The 17,029-nt window shown below is 64.6% G+C and carries 14 protein-coding genes; 4 read left to right on the top strand and 10 right to left on the bottom strand.

Annotated elements, in window-relative coordinates; all coding sequences use genetic code 11:
* Positions 1 to 1,195 precede the first annotated feature (1,195 nt).
* Genes acnA through ON40_RS36640 form a run of 4 tightly spaced genes read right to left on the bottom strand, consistent with a single transcriptional unit; the run spans position 1,196 to position 6,562 of the window.
* Complete coding sequence (gene acnA, locus ON40_RS36655; RefSeq protein WP_040829941.1) at positions 1,196 to 3,748, bottom strand: aconitate hydratase AcnA; 2,553 nt, start codon at positions 3,746 to 3,748, stop codon at positions 1,196 to 1,198.
* Complete coding sequence (locus ON40_RS36650; protein WP_040829940.1) at positions 3,745 to 4,587, bottom strand: citryl-CoA lyase; 843 nt, start codon at positions 4,585 to 4,587, stop codon at positions 3,745 to 3,747. Before ON40_RS36650 ends, acnA begins: the two co-directional genes overlap by 4 nt.
* A complete protein-coding gene (locus ON40_RS36645; protein WP_040829939.1) occupies positions 4,584 to 5,789 on the bottom strand; it encodes a CaiB/BaiF CoA transferase family protein in 1,206 nt (401 codons plus the stop codon). Before ON40_RS36645 ends, ON40_RS36650 begins: the two co-directional genes overlap by 4 nt.
* Positions 5,786 to 6,562, bottom strand: a complete 777-nt coding sequence (locus ON40_RS36640; protein ID WP_040829938.1) for an IclR family transcriptional regulator — start codon at positions 6,560 to 6,562, stop codon at positions 5,786 to 5,788. Before ON40_RS36640 ends, ON40_RS36645 begins: the two co-directional genes overlap by 4 nt.
* Positions 6,563 to 6,717: 155 nt before the next feature.
* Between ON40_RS36640 and ON40_RS36635 the strand changes: the two genes are divergently transcribed.
* The 3 genes from ON40_RS36635 to ON40_RS36625 are packed head-to-tail and all read left to right on the top strand — an operon-like array spanning position 6,718 to position 10,954.
* Entirely contained in the window at positions 6,718 to 8,106 is a 1,389-nt protein-coding gene (locus ON40_RS36635; protein ID WP_040829952.1) for an FAD-binding protein, read from the top strand.
* Positions 8,107 to 8,123: 17 nt separating this feature from the next.
* Positions 8,124 to 9,443 (top strand): MFS transporter, encoded by a 1,320-nt coding sequence (locus ON40_RS36630; RefSeq protein ID WP_051194128.1) that lies wholly within the window; start codon positions 8,124 to 8,126, stop codon positions 9,441 to 9,443.
* A 23-nt stretch (positions 9,444 to 9,466) separates the two neighbouring features.
* Positions 9,467 to 10,954 carry an aldehyde dehydrogenase gene (locus ON40_RS36625; protein WP_040829937.1) on the top strand — a complete coding sequence of 496 codons (1,488 nt, stop codon included), beginning with the start codon at positions 9,467 to 9,469 and terminating at the stop codon, positions 10,952 to 10,954.
* Positions 10,955 to 11,024: 70 nt separating this feature from the next.
* Here the strand turns inward: ON40_RS36625 and ON40_RS36620 are convergent, their stop codons facing one another.
* The 6 genes from ON40_RS36620 to ON40_RS48735 form a co-directional block, all read right to left on the bottom strand.
* Positions 11,025 to 11,423: a PaaI family thioesterase gene (locus ON40_RS36620; protein WP_218008926.1), complete on the bottom strand. Its 399-nt coding sequence runs from the start codon at positions 11,421 to 11,423 to the stop codon at positions 11,025 to 11,027.
* The gene (locus tag ON40_RS36615) at positions 11,420 to 12,604 is read right to left on the bottom strand and encodes a thiolase family protein (RefSeq protein ID WP_040829936.1); all 1,185 of its coding nucleotides are present in this window, start codon (positions 12,602 to 12,604) and stop codon (positions 11,420 to 11,422) included. Before ON40_RS36615 ends, ON40_RS36620 begins: the two co-directional genes overlap by 4 nt.
* Positions 12,601 to 13,086, bottom strand: coding sequence for a (2Fe-2S)-binding protein (locus ON40_RS36610; RefSeq protein ID WP_373282037.1), 486 nt, complete (start codon positions 13,084 to 13,086; stop codon positions 12,601 to 12,603). The genes ON40_RS36615 and ON40_RS36610 overlap by 4 nt, the downstream gene beginning before the upstream one ends.
* A 5-nt stretch (positions 13,087 to 13,091) precedes the next feature.
* Positions 13,092 to 13,916 (bottom strand): FAD binding domain-containing protein, encoded by an 825-nt coding sequence (locus ON40_RS36605; RefSeq protein ID WP_051194127.1) that lies wholly within the window; start codon positions 13,914 to 13,916, stop codon positions 13,092 to 13,094.
* A gap of 212 nt (positions 13,917 to 14,128) precedes the next feature.
* Positions 14,129 to 15,733, bottom strand: a complete 1,605-nt coding sequence (gene ggt, locus ON40_RS36600) for a gamma-glutamyltransferase (protein WP_040829934.1) — start codon at positions 15,731 to 15,733, stop codon at positions 14,129 to 14,131.
* A gap of 232 nt (positions 15,734 to 15,965) precedes the next feature.
* Complete coding sequence (locus ON40_RS48735) at positions 15,966 to 16,325, bottom strand: MFS transporter (protein ID WP_157186658.1); 360 nt, start codon at positions 16,323 to 16,325, stop codon at positions 15,966 to 15,968.
* Between the two features lie 182 nt (positions 16,326 to 16,507).
* On the opposite strand from ON40_RS48735, the gene ON40_RS52655 reads away from it, so the two are divergent.
* Entirely contained in the window at positions 16,508 to 17,002 is a 495-nt protein-coding gene (locus ON40_RS52655; protein WP_157186657.1) for a hypothetical protein, read from the top strand.
* Positions 17,003 to 17,029 lie beyond the last annotated feature (27 nt).

The following is a 17,029-nucleotide window of genomic DNA, read 5'->3' as shown; positions in this document are numbered from 1 at the left end:
GGTTTAAGCGCCTCGGCGGCGTCGCTGTCAGCCGCCGAAACACCGACCGGCAGTGCGATTCCTGCCCGATCGGCGGGTTGTGATCGGCCTTGCAGAGGTTGCGCTCAACACCGGTGTTTTCGCGACGTCCTGTCGACGTTCTGTAGATCTTGGCAGGCTGGCGATCACGAAAGCTGGCAACATGAATCCAATGGGTTCTGCCGCATGGAAACCGTGTTGAACTGGGGATTTGCTTTTTCGTCGGATTGCGGACCAACCGGCAGGACGAGGATCTGCTTGGCCTATTTGCGGATCGACCGCATCCTTGGATGCTACTTGCGACCGCCCGGTTTCGTCCGCCGAACTGGTGCGACCTGGGGGTTCGTGGTTGTTGGTGGGTGTTGTGGGTTGCTGTTTGTTGCTGTTCGTGGATCTGTGACGTCCTGTGGACGTCCTGATACTGATGCCGTTTGCCGACGTCCCGTGCGATTCCGACGCGATTCGCGGGTGAGTGGAATCGGGCTTCGGAGGCGATCCGCGCGTTTCCTGCGCGTGACTTAACTAGGTACCAATATATGCGCATTTGATTATTGAAGTCCGGATCTGTCTTCGGACGGTGTCCGGGCTTCCAGGCGAAGTGAGGAGGAGGAGTGTCCGGTGGTGCGCTGGTTTGTGCAGTGTCGCGACTATGGCGATGAATATGTCGATGGCCCGCGGGGTCGAGCGTGTGCGTTCTGATGGTATTCGCCCGCGGTCGTCAAGTCGCGTGTGCGAGAGGGGACTCGAGCCCCTCAGTGCGGCAGATTTGCCTGAACCATGTGTTCGACGACATCGAATATATTTCACCCCGATTCAGGACGGGAACCGGATACGAATCCCGGAGCGTAAAGTAGGAAATCCGGACCGCCGATGTCCATATCGGCGGGAGCGTTAGGCGCGGTGTCTTGTACGCCTCGGGCCGTGCGGAAGAATTTCTTCGACCGTCGCCCCTGGTGCAGCCGTGAGGTATTGCGCATCGCGGTGGTCACCTGGATCGAGCGGACTTACGATCGCCGCGGGCGGCGGACCATCCTCAGCCGTTTGACGACGGTCGAACACGAGACAACCATGACCAGCCGGCGCGACTGGGCCTCCGCCTGTTTCCTCGCGCCCCTGCATCGCAATCAGGGGTTTGCGAGTGTGGCCGGCTCAGCCGGGATGGGTGCTTCGAGGGAAATTATGGGCGTGCTCCTGTCGCGAAGCGTGTGGCGAGTACGTGAGGGAGGATTCCGCCGGACTGCAACCATTCTCTTTCGGTCTCGGTGTCGATGCGTGCGATCGCTTCTGCTTCGAGAACGGTGTGGTTGTGACGTCGCGGGATGACGGTGATTGGTGCGTGAACCGCGAGGGGGTGGTTCAAGCCGAGCAGGTCGTACTCATCGGCGTCCAGTCTCCCGACTCCGGAGCATTCGACCGGGAGGATGCCCATCGCGATCAGATTCGTTCGGTGGATGCGTTCGAAGCTTTCAGCGATGACGGCGCGCACCCCGAGCAGGCGGGTGACTTTGGCTGCCCAGTCGCGCGCCGACCCCGCGCCGTAGGACCGCCCGGCGACGATCACCGCGGGAATGCCGCGTTGCCGGTATTCGGCGGCCGCTTGGTGTACCGGCACGATGTTGTCGTCGGGCAGCAAACGCGTCAATCCGCCATAACGGTCCGCGAGCCTGTTTCGGAGGCGGGGGTTGGCGAAGCCTCCGCGCAACATGACCTCGTGATTGAGTCTGCGGGCACCGAAGCTGCCGAAGTCATGCGTCGCTACGCCCCGCTGCCGCAACCAGTCCCCGGCCTCCGATCCAGGCAGGATGCGCGATACAGGCGATATGTGATCGGTGGTGATGTCGTCTCCGAGTACGAGTAACGGACGCGCTCCGAGGATGTCGCCGGTGATGATCGGTCGACTCAGTTCGACGTCACAGAACGGCGGCCGTCGGATTGTGCCAGTTTCCCCGTCCCAGGAATATTGCGGACTGTCGGGATGAGGGAGCGCATTCCAGCGTTGCGCCGTCTTCTCGGCCGTCTCATTCTGGGGTGTGGCTTGGCCGGCCGATCGAACTGCGGCGTTGATGTCGTCGTCGGATGGCCAGATGTCGGCCAGGAGGACTGGCTTGCCGTCGGCACCGAGGCCGATCGGCTCGCGGTCGAGGTCGATGGTGGTTCGACCAGCGAGGGCGAAGGCGACCACCAATGGGGGAGAAGCGAGGTAGGCATCGGTGACATCAGGGTGGATGCGGCCGGGGAAGTTTCGGTTTCCGGACAGCACAGCTGAGACGCGGAGGTTTCGGCTGTGGATCTGGTTGCTGATCGTGGCCTCGAGTGGGCCGGAGTTACCCATGCAGGTTCCGCAGCCGAATCCGGCGACCTGGAAGCCTAGTGTGTCGAGATCGACTTGAAGTGTGCTGGCGCGCAACAGTTCTGCTGCTGTGCGCGATCCGGGAGTGAACGAGGTCTTCGTCCACGGGGCGACGGTGAGCCCGCGGGCGACGGCATTACGAGCAAGAAGTCCGGCCGCCGCGATCGCATGTGGATTGGATGTGTTGGTGCAGCTGGTGATTGCCGCGATAACGACATCGCCGTCGGACAGTTCACTGTCGCGGTCGGGCCGGTCGGCGGTGCCGAGGTCGGCGATCCGGCGTGGCTCGTGTGGTCGGGTCGGTCCGGCCACGGTGCGTTCGACGGCTCCGAGGTCGAGTTCGAGAAGGTCGTCGTAGTCGGGTTCTAGGTCGTAGAGCGTGCCTTGCGCTACCAGGTAACGCTCGGCAGAGTCGGCCGGACGTCTTGTGGCGCGCAGGTATTCGAGAGTGCGATGGTCCGCGGGGAAATACGCCATGGTCGCGCCGTATTCGGGTGCCATATTCGCGATCGTGGCCCGGTCCGGCACTGTGAGATTCGCAAGGCCGGGGCCGTGGAACTCGACGATGCGTTGTACGACACCATGCGAGCGAAGCAGCGCGGTCAGAGTGAGCGCGACGTCGGTGGCCAATACACCGGGCCTCATCGTGCCGGTGAGCCGTACACCGACCACGGCAGGCACGGGAAAGAGAGTGGGCTCTCCCAGTGCGGCCGCGGTGGCTTCGATCCCGCCCACGCCCCATCCGGCTACGGCCAGGCCGTTGATCATCGTGGTGTGGCTGTCGGTGCCGACGACGGAGTCGAAGCGCACCATCGGCCCGTCGGCGACGACGCACGCCAACTGTTCCAGGTTCAGCTGGTGGCAGATTCCGATGCCGGGCGGCACCACGTGCAGATGTGGGAACTGGTTCTGGGCCCAGCGAAGGAATCGGTAGCGGTCGGCGTGGCGCTGATACTCGCGGTCGATGTTGTGGCGGGCAGCGTCGGGAGTCGCTGACACGTCGAGTTCCAGGGCGTGGTCGACGACAAGGTCCATGCGGCGACTGGGAGTGACCGCGCGAGGATCCGCTCCCAAGTCGGCGGCGCGTTCCGCGAGCGTGACCATATCTGCCAGCACAGGGATGCCAGAGGCGTCCTGTAGCAGGATCCGATCGGGAAAGAACGGTATCGATATCGCGCTGTCTCGGGCTGCGAGCGCGAGGACGTGGTCGGCAGTGACGGTGCTGCCGTCTTCGTGACGGAGGATATTCTCGGCCAGAACACGAGTTGCATACGGTAGCCGATCGAGCGGTCCCGCGCCGTGTGCTTGTGCACGGGGCAAGCTGAAGAAGCGTCGGCCGTCGGGGAAATTGTCTTGTGCTGCAAACGAGTCACGCGTCATGGGCTGGGTACCGGGCGTTCCGCAGGGCCGAGGTAAGTGGGCAGTAGCGGGGGCGGGATCGGGCCTTTGATCCGACGCCCGGACCGGGCCTCTTCCCACGAGTGCGCCAGAATGCCGACCGATCGTGACAGGATGAACAAGCCGCGTCCGAGTTCGGGCGCGAAGCCGAGTTCGGAGTAGACCACGGCGGTCGCCCCGTCGATGTTCATCGGGACGGCGTGCTCACGGCCGTGTGCGAGTTGCGTTTCGAGTTCTTCGGCGATGGCCAAGTACTGGCCATCGCCCACTCCCTGCGCGACTTGTTCGGCGACCGCCTGAAGCAGCGGATCGCGCCGCGGGTCACGAGGATGAAATCGATGCCCGAAACCCGGGATGTGGCGTTGCGTTGCGCGGAACTCGGCGAGCGTGGCCGTGACCGCAGCTGAGATGCCCTCGGCTTCGGCGTTTTCGCGGATTTCGGCCAGGACCTGCATGCATTGTTGTCCAGCGCCGCCGTGGACGTCGCCGAGCATCCCAACACCGGTGGACATCGCTCCGTGCAGCCCGACCCCGCAAGTCGACGCCATGCGAGCTGCGGCGATCGATGGCGCTTGCGGGCCATGATCCACAGCGGCGACGAGCGCCTTCTCGAGCAGCGCAGCCTGTGCTGGGCTGGGCATCTCACCGCGCACCATGAGCCAAATCGTCTGCACGAATCCTGCATTGTCGATCAGTTGCTCTATCGGGTAGCCGCGTAGACGGACAACACCGGGTTCGATATCGGACACCTCGGTGGACCACCAGTTGACGACGTCGCGGGTCGATGTTCTGTTGATTGCCTTGTCGCGGGCGGTGCTCATATTGCTCCTTCAGCTCGAAGTCGAGCGATGTCGGCTTCGGTGTACCCGATATCGCTGAGGATGGCGTCGGTGTGTTCGCCGAGCGCCGGTGGGCGTTGCTGGGGTGAGCAAGCAACGCCGTCAACGTGAGTCGGTGCACCGAGTACTCGAATCTGCTGGTCCGTGTTGGCGGGCGTGGCCAGCGAAGTGACGAGTTGCCGGTGCTCGACTTGCGCGGAGGTCAACGCCTGAGGAACCGAGACCACCGGTGCCGCTGGGACTCCCGTATCGAGCAGAATGGCGTCCCATTCCGCCGCGCTCTTCTCCTTCAACGACCGCTCCAGCTCCGTGCGCAGCACGTTTCGGTTGCGTTTTCGGTCGTCGCGGGTCGCGAATCTGGTGTCGTCGATCAGTTCCTCGCGGCCCAGCACTCGGCACAGGATCTCGTACTGCTCTTGTTTGTTTGCCGCGATGTTGAGCGCGCCGTCGGCGGTATCGAACGTTCCCGATGGTGCTGAGGTGATGTTCTCGTTGGCCATAGGCTCGGGCTCGCGGCCGGCTATGAGGTGATCGGAGACCACCCAGCCCATCGAGGTCAGCGCGGCATCCAGCATGGAGGTGTCGAGGAAAGCGCCCTGTCCGGTGCGCTGCTGCCGTAGCAGCGCCGCGGCGATCGCGAACGCCGCGGCGAGTCCTCCGAAGCTGTCGCAGATCGGGAACCCGACACGCAACGGGGCGGTGTCCTTGGTGCCAGTGACGCTCATGATGCCAGAGAGTCCTTGGATCACTTGGTCGTAGGCGGGTCTGGTGCGCATCGGCCCGGTTGCACCGAACCCGGACACCGCGCAGTACACAAGTCGCGGATTGATCTGTCGGAGCTGGTCCCAACCGAATCCGAGGCGCTCGAGCACACCCGGACGGAAGTTCTCCAGCAGGACGTCGGCGCCTTCGACGAGTTTGGCGAAAACCTCCTGTCCCGCAACGCTCTTGAGGTTGATCGTGATGGATCGCTTCCCGGAATTCTGGGCCAGGAACGACACCCCGAGCCCATCGCGGGATAGCTGCGGGTCCGCGCCGAGTTGCCGGGCGAGGTCGCCGGTTCCCGGGGTTTCGACCTTCACGACGTCAGCACCCATGAGCGCGAGCTGATATCCGGCGAAGGGGCCTGCCAGGACATTGGTGAGGTCCAGGACCCGGACCCCGTCGAGTAGGTCGGCGCTCACAGGAATACCTCCACGGGACCGAGCCCGGTCGCGCTGATCCGTTCGGCTGCCGAAGTGACCGCGTCGACATAGCGACCGACGCGGTCGGCGTTGAATCGGGATGTCGGGCCGCTGACCGAGAGTGCGGCGACGATTCGTCCGTCCGCATTCGTGATCGGCGCGGCGACGGCGGAAGCGCCGAGTTCGCGTTCACCGTGGGTCACCGCATACCCCGCTTCGCGGATGCCGGCCACCTCTCGTCGCAGCGGCTCGAGGGAAAGGTCCGGACGGCGCGAGACGAGTTCGTGCAGAATCTCCTCAGGTGCTCCGCCGAGCAGAATTTTCGCGGTGGCTCCGGTGGCCAGCGGGTAGGGCACACCCACCTCGACCACGCTGCGCACGGTTGCCGTGCCCTCGACCTGCGCGACTGCGATGCGGTTCAAGCCCTGGCGGATGTAGACGTTGACCGTCTCCCCGCAGGTGTCCACCAAGCCGGACATGGTGGTTCTGGTTTCGCTGCTGACCTCCCACAATGACTTGGCGAGCTGTACCCATCGCAGAAATCCCGGACCGGGACCGTAGGAGGAGTCGCCGCGGTCGGTGATCAGGCTCAACGACTCGAGGGTGGCCAACAGCCGCACCACCGTGGTCTTCGGCAATCCGGTGAGCGTGACCAGCTCACGCAGCTGCCGGATCGGATGTTGCGCATCGAAGAGCTCCAGTACCTCAACGGCACGCGCGATGCTGCGCACGCCTCCATCGGCCCGCGTAGATGCGGTTCCAGTCTCAGCCATGCCGATAACATTAGACCACTCTGTGGTTTATGTAAACCGCATAATGGGGTTGACAAGCTGTTCGTGCAGGTGCTTACTTGTGGCGGTATTTCTCGAACTATCTAGCGGAACTCTGAGACCGCTCAATGGTGCGCTCGGATGAGAAAGGGAGTTTCGTGACCTGTCAACAGGCAGACCTGATCGTGGTCGGGTGCGGCGCGGGGGGCCTCGCCACCGCCACTCAGTTCCTCCAGTCGTTCCCCAGCGGCAGGGTCATCGTCCTGGAACGAACACCGCTCAGCCGGCGCGGCGGCAACACCGCATGGACCGGCGCATTTTTCCGGCTCGAACCCGATGGCACACCGGCTCCGGATTTCACCGCACGCATGCGCGAACTCAGCGCCGGCAGGACCGACCCGGCGATCATCGACCGGCTCGCCGAGCTGGCTCAACCCACCATGCAATGGCTGAACGACGTAGGCGTCGCCACCCGAGCCGACCTCACCTACTTCCTCACCTCGAAGGGGCCTCGTCTGATGCCCGCCGGGGGAGGGGCGGCCATCGTCGAAATCCTCACCGCGCGTGTGGAAGAGCTGGGCGGCTGGATCCAGTACGACACCACGGCGCAGACATTGATCCAGGACGACCACGGCGCGGTGACCGGGGTCCTCGCCTCGGACGGCACCCGCTACGAGGCGCCGACAGTGGTGTTGGCCTGCGGCGGGTTCGAAGGCAGCCCGGAACTCCTCGACCGCCATCTGGGCGACCGCGGCCACGAACTCTCACCCATCGCGCCGGGCGGCCAGTCCAACCGCGGCGAGGGGCTCGACATGGGCATCGCGGCCGGCGCGGCCACGGACGGGCAGTTCGAACGCTTCCACGGGGAGCCTGTCGACGCTCGTGCACGGGTGCCCGAGGCGCTGGTGATGGTCTATCCGTACGGCATTCTGGTGGATCACCGCGGAAAGCGATTCCTCGACGAGGGTGCGGACACCCCGGACAACACGTTCGAGTCGGTCGCCTATCACATCTGGCGTGATGCCGAACAGTTCGCCTACGTGATCGCCGACCAGAAGCTGATGCGCCAGGACATCACCCGAGCCGTGCTTACCGATCGCGAGCCCGAGACCGCCGACACCCTCCAGGGCCTGGCCGCCCGGCTCGACATCGACGCGGCCGCGCTGACCGCGACCGTCGAGAGCTACAACGCCGCGGCCCAGCCCGGCCCACTCGATGTCACGGCACTGGACGGTATCGGCACCCGAGGACTGGAACCGCCGAAATCGAATTGGGCACGGCCACTGGACGAACCGCCCTTCGTGGCCTGGCCGGTCACCTGCGCGATTACCTTCACCTTCGGCGGCCTCGCCACCGACGATCAGGCACGAGTGCTCGACCGCAGCGGTGCCGCCATCCCGGGGCTGTACGCCGTCGGCGAGATCGCAGGCATCTACCACCACAAATACCCCGGCGCGACCTCGGTACTGCGTGCCCTGGTCTTCGGCCGCGTGGCAGGCCAGGCGGCCGCCGCCCGGAAATCCACCTCCGCCGCCGCCAGGCTTTGAGGTTCGAGGAGACGACCATGACACCACCGGCTTCATCCTCCGGCGCGATGCACAGACGTGCCGCGCTTGCCAGCCTCGTCGGTACCACCATCGAGTGGTTTGACTTCTTCATCTACGGACTCGCCGCGGCACTTGTCTTCGGCGGCTTGTTCTTTCCATCGTTCGACGCCCACAGCGGGCGTCTCGCGTCGTTCGCCACACTCGGCGTCGCGTTCATCGCCAGACCGATCGGCGCTGCGGTGTTCGGTCACCTCGGCGACAGATTCGGCCGCAAGACAACCCTGATCGCGACCCTGGGCATCATGGGGACCGCGACCGGCCTGATCGGTGTGTTGCCGACCTACCACACGATCGGAGTGTGGGCGCCGAGCCTGCTCATCGTTCTGCGCATGCTACAAGGGCTCGCCGTCGGTGGTGAATGGGGTGGTGCGGTGCTGATGTCGACAGAACACGCTCCTGCCGCCAAACGGCGGTTGTACGGGGCCGCCCCACAGATGGGTAGCCCGCTCGGACTGATCCTCGCCACCGCGGTGATGTCCGCGGTCTCAGCACTGCCCGACGATCAGCTGCATGCGTGGGGCTGGCGAGTGCCTTTCCTGGCCGGATTCGTTCTGGTCACCATCGGCTTGATGATCCGGCTCGGGGTCACAGAGCCCGAGCAGTTCACCGTGCTTAGGGACGCCGGCACCACTGCCCGCCTGCCGGTCGCCGAGGTGTTCGCCCGCAGCTGGCGAGGACTTGCGGTCGGTACCGGATTGCAGGGGTCGGTGAATGTGGTGTTCTACCTCATCTCCGTGTACTTCCTGACCTACGCGACCGCGGCGCTGGGCATGGCCCGCAACACTGCGTTGCTGATCGTCATGATCGCCGCGCTGATCGACATGCTGGCCCTGCCGGCGATAGCCGCGCTGAGCGATCGGGTCGGGCCGCGCGCGATACTTCTGTTCGGCGTTGTGTTCTCCGCCGTAGCGGCTTTTCCGTTCTTCTGGCTTCTCGACGGCAGTCAGGTCGTGGGGACCGCGTTCGTCATCACCGTGATGCTGCTGGGGGCTCACGCGACTGTGTACGGCGTAGTGTCCAGTGTGATCGCCGAGCAATTCGAGACCCGCGTGCGTTACAGCGGGACCGCGCTGAGCAACGCTCTCGGCGCCCTGATCTTCAGCGCTCCGACCCCGCTCATCGCGGAAGCGGTCGTCGGCGACGGATCGCGTTGGTGGCCACTGGCATTGATCACCGTCGGGTCTGCTGTCGTCTCGCTCATCGCCATCGCGGGCATCGCTCGACACATCCGAGTACCCATCGCCGATCCCGCATCGGCACTGTCCACCACCGCCTGACCGAAAGTGAGGGAACAACATTCATGACCACCACCGAGACCTACGAGATGCTCATCGACGGGAAGTGGCGCGCGGCGGCCGACAGCGCCACCTTCGCTTCGATCAACCCGTTCGACGGCGAATCCTGGGCGCAGATACCGACCGCGACCAACAGCGACGTCGATGACGCCGTGACCGCAGCTCGCAGAGCCTTCGAGGAGGGGCCCTGGGCGACTTCGACGCCCCTGCAGCGCGCCACACTACTGCGCCGGTTCGGCGACCTGATCAAGGATAACGCCGACGAACTCGCTCGAATCCAGGTCCTGGAGAATGGCAAACTTATCCGCGAAGTTGCGGGACAGACGATCGCGTTGGCCAACCACTGCTACTTTTTCGCGGGAGTCGCCGAAAGCCCGCTCGGTGAAACTCTCGCCAGCAGTGTCCCCAACATGCAGGTCTTCACGGTTCGCGAACCGATCGGCGTCGTCGCGGCGATCACCCCGTGGAACAGCCCGCTGGCACTACTGCTGTGGAAACTCTGCCCAGCCCTCGCTGCGGGCAACACGGTAGTCATCAAGCCCTCCGAGGTCACGCCGGTCTCCACTCTGGTGCTCGCTCGCCTGATCCAGGAAGCAGGCTTCCCCGACGGCGTGGTCAATGTCGTCACCGGAGCCGGCCCGGTCGGTGCAGCCCTGAGCGAGCACCACGGAGTCGACAAGATCGCGTTCACCGGCTCGACCGCGGTCGGCAAGAAGATCGCGGTCACCGCGGCCGAGCGCCTGGCGCGGGTTTCGCTCGAACTCGGCGGCAAATCGCCCAACATCGTATTCCCGGACGCAGACCTGGCCGGCGCCGTGAACGGCGTCATCGCTGGCATCTTTGCTGCTACCGGGCAGACCTGCATGGCGGGCTCGCGTGTACTGGTGCACGAGGACGTCTACGACGAGTTCGCGAAAGCCCTCGCCACGCGCACCGAGAACATCAGACTCGGCGACCCCCTCGACCCGGACACCGAAATGGGGACCGTAGCCTGCAAGTCCCAGTTCGACAAAGTTCTCTCCTACATCGAAGTCGCCAAATCCGAAGGCGCACAACTACTCACCGGTGGTTCCCGACCCGAGGATCCGGGTCTGGCGAAGGGGCTGTTCGTCCGGCCGACGGTTTTCGGCAACGTCACCAACGACATGCGTATCGCGCGAGAAGAAGTGTTCGGACCCGTCGCCGTTCTCATCAAGTTCCGCGACGAGGACGACGCCGTCCGCATCGCCAACGACACCGTGTTCGGGCTTGCGGCGGGAGTGTGGACCCGTGACGTCGCCCGCGCGCACCGCATGGTCCGCCGCCTGCGGGCCGGGAGTGTGTGGGTGAACAACTACCGAAAGACTAACTACGTGGCACCTTTCGGCGGGTTCAAGGAAAGCGGCATCGGACGCGAGAACGGTTTCCACGCGATCGAGGAGTACACCGAGGTGAAGACCGCATGGATCGACACCGGCAACACCATCACAGACCCCTTCAACCCTCGGGCATGACCACGTTACTGCACCACGAGCGGCCGATCGCTCGTGGTGCAGTCGGGTGACGTCGCCGCGACGAGCTGCCTCAGATCAGGTTTTGCAGGCGGACTTGGCCGCGTGCCACCGATCGATCCGACTCGTCTTCCACTTCGACCAGCCACAGTTGCTGTAGCTGTTCTTGCAGAAGCGGTGTGGCAGTGACGGATAGGGTCCCGCTTTTGACCGCGTGGAGAAAATCGGTGGTGTTATTCACCCCCACCACTCGTCCCCGTTCACCGAGCCATAGATCGGCACCGAGGCTCGCCGCGGCTTCAATTGCAGCGCAATAGATACCGCCCTGATCGATCTCGTACGGTTGCAGAAGATCGGGACGCACATCGAAGGTCAGCACGACCCGATCACACTTTGCCACCGTAATATTCAATCCGAGTAGTTGCCCGATTTTGCCCAGCATCCCGTTGTGCATCGACAACCCGGCGATCAATCGTCGACCCGCACGACAAGCGCTGCGGCGGTGTCCCCAGCCGCGCAACCGGTGAACAATCCGATGCCACCACCGCGCAGCGACAGTTCCGTCACCAACTCCGCGATGGCGCGCATCCCGGTCGGCGCCTGCGGGTGACCCCAGATCAGGCTGCAGCCATAGGAATTCATCTTGGCCAGGTCGACGCCGGTCTCCCGGGCGAAGACGATGTCGTTGACCGCGAACGGGTTGTGGGTGGTGATGGCGTCGACCTGATGCATGGTCAGGCCCGCCGCATCCAGGGCGCGCAGCGCTGCGGGTACCGGAGCCTCGGGCATGTGGGTGGGAGCGACGCGGGCGAATCCGGTGGACAGGATCCGGGCGACGGGACCGGGGGACAGTTCATGCGCTCGCGCGGTCGTGGTGACGATGGCCCCGGCCGTACCGTCGGCCGGGTGGGTCTGCGAGGCGCCGGTGTGCACGCCGTCGGCCACGGCCGGGCGCAGGCCCGCGATCGCGGCACGGTCGATCGGGCGCACTCCGGCATCCGTTGTCGCCTCGAGATGCGTACGGCCCGAGGTGAGTTCGATGGGGACCATGTAGGCATGCTGGAAGGACCGGTCGTCAGCGAGCGCGCGCTCGTACTGTTCGTACCGCAGCACAGCGACGTCATCGAGTTCCCCGCGAGTGATGCTGCGCTCGCGGGCGACGGTCTCCGCGGCGGCGAGCATCGAGGTGCCGGCCCACGGGTCGCACGCGAAATTGTTCTGCACGAAGTCCTCGACCGCAGGTACTCCACCCGCTGCGTTGGGGCTCGGATACACTATCGTGGGTCCGTTGCTGGTGCGGTCGGTGGTGATCACCAGTTCGGTGCCGCCTCCGGTGCTCACGGAGGCAGCAGCCGCGTGCAGGGCCGCGACGCCGGTCGCGCATGCCTGGCTGACCATGGGGCCGGTCACCTGCGGGATTCCGATTCGCCCGGCGATCGTGGGTGGACCGAAGAAGTAGCCGGGTTGCGGGATGGTGATACCCAGGACCACTTCGTCGACCACGCTCGGATCGAGCCCGCGGTCGGCCAATGCGCGGTTGGTCACCGCCGTTGCCAGGTCCACACTGGTGACGTTGCCGACGGCACCCTGCCACCGGATGAACGGCGAGGACCACAGTAGCCCGGCCGGGATCGCAACGTCTTGGTATTTCATTCGTTCTGGCCTTCCGTGGAAAGTGAATTCAGTTGCTGTGCCGCGGCTTCCACCGCGTCGACGATGCCGACGTAGCCGGTGCAGCGGCAGATGTTGCCGGAGAGTTCTTCGCGAATGTGGCTTCGGCTGGGCGCGGGCTCACGGTGGAGCAGATCCAGTGCCGACATCAGCATGCCTGGTGTGCAGAAGCCACATTGCAGACCGTGGTGTTTGCAAAAGGCTTGCTGCAGAGGGTGCATTGTGCCGTCCTCGGCTGCCATGCCCTCGACAGTGGTTATCGAGGAGCCGTCGGCTTGGACAGCGAACATGAGGCAGGCGCGTACCGCTCCACCGTCGACCAGGATGGTGCACGCGCCACACACTCCGTGCTCGCAGCCCACATGAGTTCCGGTCAGGCCCAGGTCCTCTCGGAGTGCGTCGGCGAGGGTACGACGTGGTTCGACGTCGATGCGCTCACGTTGGCCGTTGACGGTGAATTCCACCCACATCACGCGGCTCCTTCGGTCGCTGTGCCCACCAGCCGGTTCAGCGCACGGCGGGTGAACTCCTCGGTCATGGCGATTCGGTAGGCCGCCGAGGCGTGGATATCGGTTCCGGCGGTGACCGCGGCCGCTGCGGCCTTGGCGGCTTCCGCGACGCGCGAAGGGCCCAGTGGTCCTGTTGCCAGAATGTGCTCGGCCTCTCGTGGCCGGATCGGTGTCGGCCCGACGCCGCCGATCGCCAGGTGAACGCGATCCCGCACTTCTGCGGCGACGATGGTGACCAGGCCGAAATCGCCATGGCGACGGGACATTTCGGCGAACCCCCAGTGCGTGGGCACCGCCAGTTCGACGCCGGTGACGATTTCGGTCTCGGTGAGACAGGTTTCCAGCGGGCCCACGAAGAAATCGTCGGCCGACACGGTTCGCGTTCCACCGGCCCCGGTCACGTGGATGGCGGCGTTCAATGCCGCGGCCACGACGGGCAGTTCCGCGGAAGGGTCGGCGTGGGCGATGCTTCCGCCCGCGGTGCCCCGAGTTCGGATGGCCGCGTGGCCGATCCACGAGGCGGCTTCGGCGAGCAGAGGCATGACGGACTGCTCGACGAGTTGACGGTGGCGCACGAGCGCCCCCACCCGCACCCGGTCGCCATCGATGACATCGATCCGCCCCAACCCCGCGATGCGGTTGATGTCCACCAGAACCGAGGGCCCCCCCAGTCGCATGGCGAGCGCCAGCCCGTGCACCAGCGCCCACACCGCAGTGGCCGTCGAGTCCGGATCCGCACCGCGGAATGTTTGGCGGACAATGCCTTTCAGGTATTCATTGGCCACCGCGCCCGAAATATGCGATAAGCGCAGGCGCTCGTCACATTCTGGATTTTGTAGCACTGCCGCGCCCGCACTCACTGGGACGTCTGAGATCTGGGACAGAACCGGAGAATTGACAGACCCACCTGAGGTTCGGTACTCGCGCATTGATCGGGTCTGTGACGAGTGTCGGCCGGTGCACGGCTCGGTCCGGTCGGCGATCCGATATTCAGACGTCAGTAGGCTAGGGCGCAGCCGTCCTTGCGCGGATCCGAACCGGCGTGCAGGACACCATTGACGTGGTCGAGGAGAATGGCTTGACCGCCGCCGTGGGGCACCTCCACCCGAGTGACGGTGTGTCCCAGGTCGGCCAGGCCTGCCAGGACATCGTCGCGGATGCCTCTTTCGGCTTCGAAGCGGCCGGCCGTGTGGAAGCCGCGAGGATTGTCGAGGGCTTCCTGGATATTCATCCCGTAGTCGAGGATGTTGGTCAGCACGTGGACTTGGCCGACCGGCTGGAAAGCGCCGCCCATCACACCGAAGGACAGCCACGGTCTGCCGTTTTCGAGTGCCATGGCTGGGATGATGGTGTGCAGCGGTCGTTTTCGGGGTTGCAGGCAGTTGGGATGGCCGGGCGCGAGGGTGAAGCCGCAACCGCGGTTGTGCAGCAACACGCCGGTGCGAGGGCTGCACAGTCCGGTCCCGTACTGCCAGAACAGCGAGTTGATGAACGAACACACGTTGCCCTCGGCATCGACCACGGTGAGATACACCGTGTCCCGGTCGATAGCGCCCGTGCCGGCGCGCGGTACGGGCATCGCCTTGGTCATGTCGATGCCCGATCGCAACTCGTCGGCGAAGTCCATGGACAGCAGTTTCCGAGTCGGCACCTCGGCGAAGGCCGGATCGGCGACGAAGGAGTCACGCACCTGAAAGGCCAGGCGCGTGACTTCGGCCTCGAGATGGAAGCGTTCCACGCCGACCGGGTCGTATCTGCTCAGGTCGAAGCCGCGCAGGATATTGAGCATCAGCAAAGCGATGACGCCGGTGCCGTTGGGCGGGATCTCCAGCAGTTCGACACCCTTGTAGGTGGCGGAGATCGGATCTACCCACAGCGCTTCCTGGGCCGCGAAGTCCTCCAGCGTGTGGGTGCCGCCCCGCTCGCGCAGGTAGCCGACGATGTCTTCGGCGACCCACCTGGTGTAGAAGCCGTCGCGGCCTTTGGTGGCGATCTCGCGCAGCACCTTCGCATGTTCGGGCTGGCGGAAGGTGTCTCCGAATTCCGGGGATGCGCCGTCTTTCAGCCACATGCGGGCGGCGTTCGGATCGGCCCGCAGTTTGGCCTGGTTCCGGCGCCAATCGACTGCAACACGTTCGGTGACTGGGAAGCCGTGCTCGGCGTGGTCGATGGCCGGCTGCAGCAACTGCGCCAGCGGTAGCCTGCCGAAACGATGGTGCAGCATGCACCAGGAATCGACCGCCCCCGGAACGGTGACCGCATGCGGCGAGGTGAGGGCGATCTGCTCGCTGCCTCGCTCCCTCAGGAACTCGGCATTGAGCCCCGCCGGTGCACGACCGGAACCGTTGATGCCATAGACCGTGCCGCCGCCGGTGGTATTGGTTCCCGAGGGCGCATACAGTACGAAATTGTCCCCACCGACACCGGTGGAACCTGGCTCGACCACGCATTGCACCGCGCAAGCCGCGATGGCTGCATCAGCGGCATTCCCACCGCGGCGCAGGATATCGATGGCGGTTGAGGTCGCCAGGCTGTGGGAGGTCGCAGCGGCGCCATGGCAGCCCATCGCTACCGAACGACCGGGCAGATGCAAGTCACGCATAACACTAATTCCCTCGAGAACGAGGCTCAAGCCGGAGAACCGACACCGTGATCGTACCCGGCCACGACGCAGGCTTGTACGCACGCTTGTGCGTGAACAGACTTCTTTACCCGCCGATTCGGAACGGAGCAAGCCCGGTCTCCATCCGCGGGACGAAGACCGGGCCGTCTGAATTTTTTCTTGCGCCGTCACCTCGATCGAGCCATGAGGCGACGGAATATCATTGAATTGGTCAGCGATTCACCATGTGAGGGGGAAGCCGGTGGGTGAGGATCGCACCGAGGACGAGTACGGCACTCAGGATGTACAGACCGACCGAGGTGCCGCCACCCAGTGACTGGGACAATCCGATCAGGTAAGGGCTGATGAAGCCACCCAGATTACCCAGCGAGTTGATGGCGGCAATCCCTGCCGTGGCCGCGGTACCAGCGAAGAAGGCGGGTGGCAAGTTCCAGCACAGCGCGGAGAGCGTGTACGCACCGGCACCCGCCACCCAGAGAGCAATAATCGCCGGTACGGTGTGGTTTCGCCCAATGCTGCACTCGCCGAAAGTCCTAACGTTGATGCGACGAATGGGATGCTGAGGTGCCATCTCCTTTCTCGGATACCTGCCCCTCTAACCAGAGTGGGAAGGTAGAACGTCAATCCATACCGGCCCATGGATTCCGCAAATACCAGCACCACCAGCAGAACTACACGAACATATCGGACGAGCTGTGTGAGTGAGTGCGGTACGAGCGACTTTTTCTGCTCGTGTTCCCGGGCAGGTTGCTGATGACAAAAGCTTTCTCATCCGCCGTCAACCACTTGACCGCCCGTGGTCCATCCGCGAGAAGCCAGAGGACCCCAGTACCGAGGATCACCGCCGGTATTGGTGAACCGGTAGAGCAGATTCTGGCCGCCGCGGTAGCCGAGTGCCTTGATCTCGGCGACCAACTGCAGCACCGGCACCTAAGGGTCTTCGGCGCGGCGGGCCCGAAGGTGATCGCGGTAGGGGGTTTGTTTGGCCTTGATCACCGCGGACGGAATCCGCAGGCTCACAACGCCGTTGACGCTGCGCCTGCCGCGGGTGTGCTTGCCGTCGTTGTGCAGCACGGCGATCTCGTAGCCGAGGAATTTCGCCCCCTGGGTGCGGGCGTGCGTGGTCAGCGTCTTGTCCTGGGACAGTTCGAGTTCGAGTTCTTCATGCAGGAACGTCGTCAGGCGCTGCTTGATCTGTTCGGCCTGATCTTCGGTCCGGCGGATCCGCGCAGGGTGTCATCGCAGTAGCGGACGTAACGTAACCGCCGAAAACCA

The organism is Nocardia jiangxiensis NBRC 101359, from assembly GCF_000308615.1.
Classification (GTDB): Bacteria; Actinomycetota; Actinomycetes; order Mycobacteriales; family Mycobacteriaceae; genus Nocardia; species Nocardia jiangxiensis.
Note: the sequence above shows the minus strand (reverse complement) of the source record. Positions and strands in the feature narration are given on the sequence as shown.